Source organism: Streptomyces sp. XY006, from assembly GCF_002237655.1.
Lineage (GTDB): Bacteria > Actinomycetota > Actinomycetes > Streptomycetales > Streptomycetaceae > Streptomyces > Streptomyces levis.
This window is the reverse complement of the sequence record NZ_NOKT01000007.1, coordinates 15,484-27,890: the sequence shown is the minus strand read 5'-3', so window position 1 is coordinate 27,890 and position 12,407 is coordinate 15,484. Positions and strand designations below refer to the sequence as shown.

1 protein-coding gene and 1 pseudogene are annotated in these 12,407 nt (G+C 75.7%); both read right to left on the bottom strand.

Annotated elements, in window-relative coordinates:
• Window positions 1-104 precede the first annotated feature (104 nt).
• Entirely contained in the window at window positions 105-6,686 is a 6,582-nt protein-coding gene (locus tag CHR28_RS09870; protein ID WP_441351035.1) for a type I polyketide synthase, read from the bottom strand.
• A 120-nt stretch (window positions 6,687-6,806) separates the two neighbouring features.
• Window positions 6,807-12,332: pseudogene (locus tag CHR28_RS09865) on the bottom strand (SDR family NAD(P)-dependent oxidoreductase); the annotation flags it as partial.
• Window positions 12,333-12,407 lie beyond the last annotated feature (75 nt).

Below are 12,407 nucleotides of genomic sequence, written 5' to 3'. Positions count from 1 at the left end.
CCTGCCGGAGGCGGTCGCGTTCCTGCAGCAGGGTGCGCAGTGCGCGCTGCACCCGCTCCGCGTCGTTCGCGCCGTCCGCGGTGCGGTCTGCGGAGTCGGTCATGTCACTTCCCCCTCTCGTCCAGGGCCAGGTCGACCAGTGCGTCGATGCCGAGGCCCGTCAGTGCCGGCGCGTCGTGGCCGTCCTGCGGGGCGTGCCGGGCCACGGGGTCGGGCCGGGAGGGGCCGGCGCAGGCCAGCACCGGTTCGAGCAGCCCCGCGTCGCGCAGCCTGTCGATCGGGACGGTCCGCAGCACTTCCCGGATCGCGGCGTCCTCGTCCGGTTCGGTCCGGGCCGCCGGGCGCATCAGGCCGGTCAGGTGCAGGCCCAGTTCGCGCGGCGTGGGGTAGCTGAAGACCAGCGTGGTCGGCAGGCGCAGTCCGGTCGCGGCGCCCAGACGGTTGCACAGTTCGACCGAGGTCAGCGAGTCGAATCCCATGGGCGTGAACGCCTGGTCCGCGTCGACGGCCGTGCCGGTGGGGTGTCCCAGCACGAGGGCCACCTGCTCCCGGACGAAGTCGAGGACGGCGGTCTGCGCCTCCTGATCCGGGAGCGCGGCCACGGCGGCGGGCAACCCGGGCGAGGAGGCCCGCTCGGGGGCGGCCGTCCGGGTACGGCGGGCCCGGCCTCCGTCGGCCAGGTCGCGCAGCAGACCGGGCCGTTCGTCGCGCGGCACGGCGCGCAGTGCGGCGAGGTCCAGCCGGGCCGGGACGAGCACCGGCTTGCCCTGCGCGCACGCCGCGTCGAACAGGTCCAGCGCGTCGGGGGTCGGCATGGCGGCCACGCCCATCCGCCGCACCCGGGACAGGTCGGCGCGGTCCAGATGCCCGGTCATGCCGCTGCGCTGCTCCCACCAGCCCCAGCACAGCGACGTGCCGGTCAGGCCGGACGCCCTGCGGCGCACCGCCAAGGCGTCCAGGAAGCCGTTGGCCGCTGCGTAGGCGGCCTGTCCCGCGGCGCCGAGCGTTCCGGCGAGGGCGGAGAACAGCACGAACGCGCTCAGGGGGCGCCCGCGGGTCAGTTCGTCGAGGTGGGCGGCGCCGCCGGCCTTGGCGCGCAGCGCCTGGTCGAGCGCGTCCGTGGTGAGGGCGGCGGCGGTGCCGTCGGCCAGCTCCCCCGCCGCGTGCACGACCGCCGTCAGCGGAGCGGGTCCGGGCAGGCCGGCCAGCAGGTCCGCCACCGCGGTCCGGTCCGCGACGTCGCACTCCACGACCTTCACCGCCGCGCCCGCCTCCACGAGCTCCGACACCAGCGCGGCGGCTCCCTCGGCGGCCATGCCGCGGCGGCTCGCCAGCACCAGGCTGCGGACCCCGCGCGCCGTGACGAGGTGGCGCGCCACCAGCGATCCCACGCCACCGGTCCCGCCGGTGACCAGGACGGTCCCGCCGCCGAAGTCGTCGGCCAGGTCGAGGACGAGCTTGCCGATGTGCCGTCCCTGGCTCATCTCGCGGAAGGCGGTGGGCGCGTCGCGGACGTGCCGGACGGAGACCGGGTTGAAGTGCAGCCGCTCCTCGGCGAACAGGTCCATGACCGCCCGGAACATCTCGTGGATCCGGTCGGGGCCCGCCTCGTACAGGTCGAAGGCCTGGTAGGCGACGCCCGGGTGGTCGGCGGCGACCCGGGCGGGGTCGCGGATGTCGGTCTTGCCCATCTCGATGAAGCTGCCGCCGGCGGGGAGCAGGGTCAGTGAGGCGTCGACGTGGGCGTGCGCGAGGGAGTTCAGGACGACGTCCACGCCACGGCCGCCGGTGGCGTGCCGGAAGACGGCCGCGAACTCCAGGTCCCGTGAGGAGGCGAGGTGGTCGTCGTCCAGTCCCATGGCCCGCAGGGCGGGCCATTTGGCGGGGCTCGCGGTGGCGTACGTCTCGGCGCCGAGGTGCCGCGCCAGCTGGACGGCGGCCATCCCGACACCGCTGGCCGCGGCGTGGACGAGGATCCGTTGCCCCTTCTCCAGCCCGGCGAGGTGCACGAGCGCGTAATAGGCGGTGAGGAAGGCGCCCGGCACGGATGCCGCCTCCGCGTGGCTCCACCCGTCGGGGACGCGCACGAGCAGGCGGTGATCGGCCACGGCCACGTGCCCGAAGGCGCCGGTGAAGATGCCGGTCACCCGGTCCCCCGGGGCCAGGCCCGGCACGTCGTCCGCCACCTCCAGGACGGTCCCGGAGCCCTCGCTGCCGAGTCCCGCGTCGATGGCGGTCCGTTCCACCAGGCCGAGGGCGATCGTGACATCGCGGAAGTTGAGCCCCGCGGTGTGCACGGCGACCCGTACCTGCCCGCTGGTGAGGGGCGCTTCGACCTCGGGGCAGGGGACCCAGGCCAGGTTCTCCAGTGTGCCCTTGTCCGGGATGCCGAGCCGGTGGGGTCCGGCCGGGGGAGGCTCGATCTGCCGGTGTGCCGGAGAGGACGGTGCCAGGCGGGGAGCGAGGCACCGCCCGTCGCGCAGGGCCAGCTGGTCCGCGTCGAGGGCGAGCGCGTCCGGCAGGCGCTCCCACGAGCTCGCCTCGTCGTCGATGTCCACCAGCCGGAACCGGCCGGGGTGTTCGGTCTGGGCGGAGCGCAGCAGGCCCCACGCGGAGGCGCCCTGGAGGCTCACGCCGCCCTGTCCGCCACCGGTGTCCTGGGCCAGACGCGTGAGCAGGACCAGGGTGGCCCCGGCACAGCGTTCGTCGGCGAGGAGCCGCTGGACCGAGTCGAGAACGCGCGAACCCGTGTGCCGGACTGCGGCGAGCGGACCGGCGCTCTCGGCTGCGTCGGTGCGGCCGGGGGCGGCTTGGAGGCCGTGCACGGCATCGTCGTCCAGGCAGAGGACGATCTGTGCGGGGTCCGCGCCCGTGAGGGCCCCTCCCGACACGGCGTCCTCCAGGGACGCGCACCGCACGACGGACGGGCCGGCCGCGTCGGCGGCCCGGGCCGCCAGGCCCTCCCGCGCTCCGATGACGATCCGCGTCCCGCCGGGGGCCGTGCCCTCACCGAGCGGGAGCGGCTTCCACTCCACTTCGAACAGCGCGGACCCGTGCGCGCCGCGCACCGCGCGGACCTGCTCGGGGCCGGCCGGCCGGAAGGTCAGCGCACCGATGCGGGCGACCGCCCGGCCCTGTTCGTCGGCGACCACCACGGACACGACACCGTCGCCTGCCGGGGAGATCCGCACCCGCACGGCCGGGCCGCATTCCCCGGCCGTGTCGACCCCGCTCCACGAGAAGGGCATGAATCCCCGCGCACCGTCCACCGCGATGATGTCGCCGGCCACCACCGCGTGCAGCACGGAGTCCAGCAGCGCGGGGTGCAGGGCGAAGCCGTCGTCGGCCGAGGTGCCGTCCGCCGGCGGCAACGTGGCCGTCGCGAAGAGGTCCTCGCCCCGGCGCCACACCTCGCGCAGACCGCGGAACGCGGGGCCGTAGTCGAAGCCGGCGTCCGCGAAGGAGTCGTACAGCTCCGTGATGTCGACCGGCTGCGCACCGGCCGGGGGCCACACGCCGAGCGGGGCCGTGTCCTCGGGCGCCCCGGACGCGGGCGCCGCGCCGGGCGCCAGACGGCCCGTCACGTGCCGGGTCCAGCCACCGGGTGCCGGACCGTCCTCGCCGGAGTGCGAGAACACCTCCAGGGAGCGGCCTCCCGTGTCGTCGGCGGCACCGGCGACGATCCGCACCCTCACCTCACCGGTGGCCGGGACGACCAGGGGCACTTCGAGGGAGAGTTCCTCGACGGCGGGTGCGCCGACGCGGCGGCCCGCCGACAGGGCGAGGTCCAGGTGGGCCGTCGCCGGTACCACGACCGCGCCGAACACCGTGTGGTCGGCCAGCCAGGCGTGGGTCCGCAGGGACCACTGGCCGGTGAGGACGACCTCGCCGGTGCCGGGGAGGTCGACCTCGGCACCGAGCAGCGGGTGATCAGCGGCGGTGAGTCCGGCTCCGGACAGGCCCGACCGGCCCGAGGCGGCCCGGAAGTCCAGCCAGTAGCGCTGCCGCTGGAAGGCGTACGTCGGCAGGTCCACCGGCGCGCCCGCCGGGAGCAGTGCGCTCAGGTCCACGTCCACGCCCCGCACGTGCAGCCGGGCCAGCGCGGCGACGAACGCCTCCGCGGGCTCGCGGTCCCGCCGCGACACCGGCACGACCAGCGCGTCGTCCGCGCCCTCGTGGGCGAAGGCCTCCTTGGTGATGCCCGCGAGGGCGGAGCCGGGGCCCACGTCGAGGAAGACGTCCGCGCCGGACTCGCGGGCGCGCCGCACCGCGTCGTGGAAGCGGACGGGTTCGCGTACGTGGCGCACCCAGTGCGTGACCGACGTCAGCTCCGCGGCGGTGGCCTCGTGGCCCAGCAGGGACGAGACGACGGGGATCTGCGCGGCGCCGCCGCGGAGTTCGCCGAGGGAGGCCGCGAAGGCGTCCAGGACGGGGTCCATGAGCGGGGAGTGGAACGCGTGACCGACGGCGAGCAGCTTCGCGGAGGTCCCGTCGGCGACCAGCCGGTCACGCAGGGCGTGGACCTGGTCGCGGACACCGGATACGACGACCGACGCGGGACCGTTGACGGCGGCGACGCCCACCCGGTCGTACGCGGCGAGCAGGGCCCGCACCTCGTCCTGCGGTGCGCGTACGGCCAGCATCGCGCCGGGCTCCTCGACGGTCTGCATGATCCTGCCGCGGGCGGCCACGAGCCGGGTGGCACCGTCCAGGTCGAGGGCGCCGCAGACGTGGGCGGCGGCGATCTCGCCGACCGAGTGACCGATCAGCCGGCTCGGGGGCGGGCAGTGGCGCGTGATCAGGCGGTACAAGGCGACCTGGAGGGCGAACAGCGCCGGCTGGGCGATGTCGGTGCGGTCGGCGAGGTCGTCCGCGGGCCGGCCGGAGAGCAGCAGGGGCTTGAGGGCGAAGGGCAGGTGCGCGTCGAAGCGGGCACACACCTCGTCCAGGCTCTCGGCGAAGACCGGGAAGGCGTCGTACAACCCTGCCGCCGCGCCGGCCCAGCGGGAGCCCTGCCCGGGGAACAGGAAGACGGTGCCGCCGGGCTCCCCGGCGATCCCGCGCACCACGTCGGCGGACTCGGCGCCCTCGCTCAGTGCCGCGAGCCCGCGCAGCAGGTCGTCCCGCTCGTGACCGAGCACCACCGCGCGGTGCTCGAACCGGGCCCGGGTCGACGCCAGCGAGCGTCCGACGGCGGCGACGTCGGCCCGCGGGTCCGCGACGGCGAAGCCGTGCAGCCTGTGCGCCTGTGCCCGCAGCGCCTCGGCGGAGCGCGCGGAGACGATCCACGGCACCACCGTCGTGGGATGCCCGGCCGGGCGGCCGGCAGCGGCGGACGCGTCACCGCGGGGTGCTGCCCCGGCCGGCCCGCTGCCGGCAGGCCTGTCCGCAGCGGGCGTCACCTCGGCGGGGGCCTCCTCCAGGATCAGGTGCGCGTTGGTGCCGCTCGCGCCGAAGGCGGACACCCCCGCCCGCCGGGGCCGGCCCGGGGCACTGGGCCACTGCATGGCCCCGGTCAGCAGTTCCACCGCCCCGGCCGACCAGTCCACGTGCGTGTTCGGGCGGTCCACGTGCAGGGTCTTGGGCATCGTCCGGTGCCGCATCGCCATGATCATCTTGATGACCCCGCCGACACCGGCCGCCGCCTGGGCGTGGCCGATGTTGGACTTCAGCGACCCCAGCCACAGCGGCCGGTCACGGTCCCGGTCCTGCCCGTAGGTGGCGAGCAGTGCCTGGGCCTCGATCGGGTCGCCCAGCTTCGTACCGGTGCCGTGCGCCTCCACCACGTCGACGTCACTCGCCCGGACCCGGGCGTTGGCCAGCGCGGCCCGGATCACCCGCTGCTGCGCCGGGCCGTTCGGCGCGGTCAGGCCGTTGGACGCGCCGTCCTGGTTGATCGCCGAGCCCCGGATCAGGGCCCAGACGCGGCGTCCGTTGCGCCGCGCGTCCGACAGCCGCTCCAGGACCAGGACTCCGGCGCCCTCGGAGAACCCGGCGCCGTCCGCCGTGTCGGAGAACGCCTTGCACCGGCCGTCGGGCGCCAGGCCCCGCTGCCGGGACATCTCGCGCAGGACCTGCGTCGTCGCCATGACGGTGACTCCCCCGGCGAGGGCGAGCCCGCATTCGCCCTGCCGCAGCGACTGCACCGCCTGGTGGATCGCCACCAGGGACGAGGAGCACGCGGTGTCGGTCGACACCGCCGGTCCCTCCAGTCCGAGGACGTAGGCGACGCGTCCGGACGCCACGCTCAGCAGGGAGCCGGTCTGGCCGTAGCCGGAGATGACCTCGGGGGTGCTGTGGTGGTCGCCGTAGCCGAAGTAGGCCAGTCCCGCGAACACGCCGGTGGCGCTGCCGCGCAGGGTCCGCGGGTCGATGCCGGAGCGTTCCAGGGACTCCCAGGAGGTCTCCAGCAGCAGCCGCTGCTGCGGGTCGGCGGCCAGCGCCTCGCGGGGGTTGATGCCGAAGAACTCCGCGTCGAAGTCGCCCGCGTCGGGCAGGAAGCCGCCGGAGCGCGCGTAACTCGTGTCGGGCCGGTCCGGATCGGGGTCGTACAGGGCGCCCAGGTCCCAGCCGCGGTCCTCGGGGAGGCCGGCCACCGCGTCGCGGCCCGAACGCACCAGCTCCCACAGCTCCTCCGGGGACGCCGCCCCGCCCGGGAAGCGGCAGGCGGCGCCGACGACCGCGATGGGCTCGGCGGCGGCCTCCGTCAGCTCCTCCAGCCGTCGGCGGGTCTCGATCAGCTCGATCGAGGTCCGCTTGAGGTAGTCGAGAACCTCGGCGTTGTTGTCGTCACTCATCGCTCTCCCCTAGCCGAGCTCTTGGTCCAGCAGCGAGAGAAGCTCGCCGGCTGACGCCGTACTGATCCGGTCGGTGATGCCGATCACCGGTCCTTCGCCCGCCAGCGCGCGGACTCGGCCCTGCACCTGGCCCACCAAGGTGGACAGGGTGGCCCTCTCCTCGTCCGCGAGGGCGGGGAACTCCTCCTCCAGCCGGGCGCCCAGCCGCTCGATCTCCTCGGCCAGCCGGTCGGCCGGCGTCCGCTCCGGACCGGCGGGGGCGGGCGTGACGCTGTCGATCAGGAACCGCGCGAGGGACTCGGGGTTCGGGTGGTCGAACGCGAGCGTGGCGGGCAGCTTCAGACCGGTCACCGCCGACAGCTTGTTGCGCAGTTCCAGCGCGGTGAGCGAGTCGAGGCCGAGGTCCCGGAACGCGACGGTGGGGCCGACCTGTTCACCGTCCTCGTGACCGAGGACGAGTGCGGTCTGCGCCCGCACGAGGTCGCGCACCACCGCCTCCGCCTCGGCCGCCGGCTTCGACAGCACCAGCTGCGCGAGTTCGACGGCGTGAGTCTCCTCCCGGTCCGGACGGTCCGTGCCGGCCGAGGGCGTGAGCAGGGCGCGCAGCAGTGGTGAGACCGTGCGGCCGGTGTGCACAGCGCCGGGTGCGGGCAGGTGCAGCCGGGCGGGCACCAGGACCGCGTCGTCCCGTGCGATCGCCGCGTCGAAGAGCGCGAGGCCCTCGTGCGACGGCATGGGCGACACGCCCTGGCGTTGCAGGCGCACGAGGTCCGCCTCCATCAGGCCGGCGCCCAGTTCGCTGCGCTCGGCCCAGTAGCCCCAGCACAGGGCGGTGGCGGGCAGTCCCCGGGCCCGGCGGGTCTCGGCGAGGCCGTTGAGGAAGGCGTTCGCCGCCGCGTAGCCGGCCTGTCCGGCCGTCCCCAGCAGGCTCGCGACCGAGGAGAACAGCACGAACGCGGACAGGTCCAGGTGCCGGGTGGCCTCGTGCAGGTGCCAGGCGCCGTGCGCCTTCGGAGCGAGCACCGCGTCGACGCGGTCACCCGTCAACGACTCGACGACGCCGTCGTCCAGGACGGCGGCGCAGTGGATCACCGCGGTCAGCGGGTGCTCGTCCGGGACGGCGTCGATCAACGCGGTCACCGCCGCGCGGTCCGTGACGTCGCAGGCCGCCACCTCGACGTGGGCGCCCGCCCCGGTCAGCGTGGTACGCAGTCCGTCCACCGCCGGGGCCGTCGTCCCCCGTCTGCTGGTGAGCAGCAGACGGCGCACCCCGTGCCGCTCCACGAGGTGGCGGGCCAGCATCGCTCCGAGGCCGCTGGTGCCGCCGGTGATCAGCACCGTCCCGGACCCGAGGGCGGGACCGTCCCGGTCTGCTCCGGGGGAACGCGGTGCGGCGGCCGGGCGGGTGAGCCGGGGAACGGTCACGGTGCCCGACCGGATCCGCAGCTGTTCCTCACCCGTGCCGGCCGCGGCCGGTACACGGGCCCAGGAGTCCGCGCGGGCGTCGGTGTCGAGGAGTGTGAACCGGCCGGGGTGTTCCGTCTGCGCGCTGCGCAGGAAACCCCAGACCGCTGTCGCGGCCGGGTCGGTGGGGGACCCCAGGCCGTCCTGGATCGCCTCACGGGTGACGACCACCAGGCGCGACGCGGAGAACCGGTCGTCCAGGAGCCACTCGCGCGTCCACCGCAGCACCTGGTGGAGTCGGTGCCGGGCGGCCGCGGGCGGGGAGTCGCCGTCGGTGCCCGCGCCGTTCGGCACGGCGAACACGACCGGGGGTATGCCGGCGCCGGAGGCGGCGAGTTCGGCCGGTCCGGCCAGGACCGGCCCGCCCCGTGCCAGGGACGCGGTGAGCTCGTCCGGCTCGCCCAGCACGGCGTGGCGCCCGGCCCCGTGCGGCGAGGACGGGGCGGGGACCCAGTCCACCCGGTACAGGGCGTCGTGCCGGCCGGACTCCGCCGGCTTCGCGGTGTCCGCGGGCCTCAGGGTCAGCGACTCGATCCCGCCGGCCGGTGCCCCGGTCCGGTCCGCGAGGGTCACGGACACCGTGTCCGGCCCGGTGGAGGTGAGACGGACGCGCAGCGCGCCGGAGTGCGCGGACGTCAGGCGGACGCCTCGGAACCGGTAGGGCAGCCGGCCCTCTGCGCAGCCGTCGGCTGCCGGCACCAGGCCGGTGGCCAGCAGCGCGGAGTCGAGCAGCGCCGGATGGATGCGGAAGCCGCTCGCCTGTTCCGCGCCGCCGACCGCCGGCAGCTCCACCCGGGCGAAGAGTGCGCCGTCGGCCTGCCACGCCTCCTGCAGCCCCCGGTACAGGGGCCCCGGCGCGAAGCCGAGGGCGGACAGCCGGGCGTACGCCGCCTCGTGGGACACGCCGACCGCGTCCGCGGGGGGCCAGGCTGCGAGGCCGTCCGCCGGCGGGCTCCCGCCGGTGTCGGAGCCGGCGAAGCCCAAGGCGTTCCGGGTCCACCCGGCTTCGCCGTCGCCGCGCGAGTGCACGCCGATCACGCCGTTGCCGTCGACGACCACGCGGACCTCGCGTCCGGCCGGGCCGGACAGCAGCAGTGGTTCCTCCAGGACGAGTTCGTCCACGACGTCGCGGCCCGCCCGGTGCGCGGCCCACACCGCCATCTCCAGCAGCACCGTGGCGGTGCCGTGGCCGAGGTGCCCGGCGAGCCACGGGTGGCGCTCGGGCGACAGGAACCCGCGGGCCACCACGCCGCCGCTTGCCGCGTCGTCCGGCAGGTCGATCACGGTGTCGAGGAACGGGTGGCCCGACGGGGAAGTGGTGGTGGTCTCGCGCGGTGTGTCCAGCCAGTAGCGCTGCCGCTGGAACGGGTAGGTGGGCAACTCCGCCCAGGCGCCGTCCGGTTCGGGCAGGGCCGTGGGCCAGGACACGGGGACGCCCGCCACGAAGGCCTCGGCCGCCGACCGGTACAGCCGCGCGAACCCGCCCTGGCCGCGGCGCAGCGAGCCGGTCGCGACCCGGGGTGCCCCGGGCGTGTCGTCGAGCATCTGCTGGATGTTCACCATGAGCAGCGGGTGCGGGCTGGCCTCGATGAAGGCTCCGTGGTCCGCTGCGAGCAGGCTCCTCATGGCGGCGTCGAAGCGGACCGGCTCCCGCATGTTGCGGAACCAGTAGGCCGCGTCGAGTTCCGCGCCGTCGAGGGGAGCACCGGTGACGGTCGAGTGGAACGCCACCGGTGAGGACACGGGCCGGATCGGAGCCAGCTCGTCGAGGAGCGCCGGCTCGAAGCGGTCCATCAGCGGCGAGTGGCCGGGGACGCCGGCCGGGATCGGGCGGGCGCGCACCCCTTGGGCCTCGCAGGCCGCGACCAGTTCCGCGACCGCGTCGGCCTCGCCCGACACGGTCGTCGAGTAGGGCCCGTTGATCGCCGCGATCGCGATGCGGGGTCCCCACGGCTCGATCAGCCGCAGGACGCGGTCCTCGGTCGCCACGATCCCGGCCATGCCGCCGTCCTCGGTGGCGGTGGCCAGGAGCCGGGACCGCACGGCGACGATCCTGGCCGCGTCCGGCAGGGACAGGGCGCCCGCCACGCAGGCGGCGGCGATCTCGCCCTGGGAGTGGCCGATCACGGCGTCCGGCTCGACGCCCAGCGCCCGCCAGACCCGCGCCAGCGACACCATCATCGCGAACAGGACGGGCTGTACGACGTCGATCCGGTCCAGGTCAGCGGCCTCGGGGCCACCGCACACGGTGTCGACGAGAGACCAGGAGATCCACGGTTCGAGCGCCCGGGCGCAGGCGCGCAGCTGCTCGGCGAAGACCGGGCTGGTCTCCCACAGTTCGCGTCCCATGCCCGGCCACTGGCATCCCTGGCCGGGGAAGACGAAGACCGTACCGCCCAGGGGCCGGGCGACGCCGGAGACCACGCCCCGGGGGTGCCGGTCCCCCGCGGCGACCGCCGTCAGCCCGGCGAGCAGCTCGTCGCGGCCGGCGCCGATCAGCACCTGGCGGTGCTCGAACAGCGAGCGGGTCGCCACCAGCGCGTGTCCCACGGCCGCCGCGGTGGGGCCGGCGTCCGCGGCGACGCGGTCCCGCAGGCGCACCGCCTGTTCCCGCAAGGCCTCCGCGGACCGCGCGGAGAGCACCCAGGGCACCGCCGCCGCCTCGGTGGACACCCGTCCGGAGGCGGCGGCCGCGGGCCGGCGGGCCGCGCCGTCCTCAGCCCCGGGCGCCTCTTCGAGGACGAGGTGCGCATTGGTGCCACTGACCCCGAAGGACGACACGCCCGCACGGCGGGGCCGTCCCGGCCGGGCGGGCCAGGGCTCGGGCCCGGTCAGCAGCTCCACCGCTCCGGCCGTCCAGTCCACGTGCGGGGTGGGACGGTCCACGTGCAGCGTCCGCGGCAGCACACCGTGCCGCATCGCCATGATCATTTTGATGATGCCGCCGACCCCGGCCGCGGCCTGGGTATGACCGATGTTCGACTTGAGCGAACCCAGCCGGAGCGGTTCGCCGGGCTCCCGGTCCTGCCCGTAGGTGGCCAGCAGCGCCTCCGCCTCGATGGGGTCGCCCAGCCGGGTGCCGGTGCCGTGGGCCTCCACCGCGTCCACCTCCCGGGGGGCGAGGCCCGCGTCGGCCAGGGCCGCTCGCACGACCCGCTGCTGCGCGAGCCCGTTCGGCGCGGTGAGACCGTTGGACGCGCCGTCCTGGTTGACGGCCGAGCCCCGGATCAGCGCCCAGATCCGCCGCCCGTTGCGCAGCGCGTCCGACAGCCGCTCCAGGACCAGCACACCCGCGCCCTCGCCCCAGGCGGTCCCGTCGGCCGCCTCCGCGAACGACTTGCACCGCCCGTCGGCGGACAGGCCCCGCTGCCGGGAGACCTCCACGAACAGGCCCGGGCTCGGCAGCGCCGACACCCCGCCGGCCAGCGCCAGCGCGCATTCGCCGGACCGCAGGGAGCGCACGGCCTGGTGGACGGCGACCAGCGAGGACGAGCAGGCCGTGTCGGTGGACACCGCCGGGCCCTGAAGGCCCAGCACGTACGCCACCCGGCCCGAGGCCACGCTGGTGTACGTCCCGGCGATCCCGAAGCCCTCCACCTCGGCCGCCGTCCCCCCGCCCAGCCGGGGACCGTAGTCGACCCCGTAGATGCCGGTGAACACGCCCGTGTCCGATCCCCGCAGGGTCGCGGGGTCGATCCCCGCGCGCTCCAGGGCCTCCCAGGAGGTCTCCAGCATCAGGCGCTGCTGCGGGTCCATCGCCAGCGCCTCGCGCGGGCTGATGCCGAAGAACGGCGCGTCGAACTCCGCGAGCGAGGCGAGGAACCCGCCCCGGCGGGTGTACGTCCTGCCGGACGCCCCGGGGTCCGGGTCGTACAGCGCCTCCACGTCCCAGCCGCGGTCCCGGGGGAACTCCCCCGTCGCGTCCACACCGGCGGCCACCACGTCCCACAGCTGCTCGGGGGACGTGACCCCGCCCGGGAAGCGGCACCCCGCGCCCACGACGGCGACGGGCTCGCGAGCCGACTCCTCCAACGCGGCCACCCGCTCGCGCAGTTGTTGCGCGTCACCGACGGCGCGCCGCAGGTAGGACCGGAGCTTGTCGACTTCCTCCACTGGGTCTCCTTCACCGAGGACGGGCGAACGGGG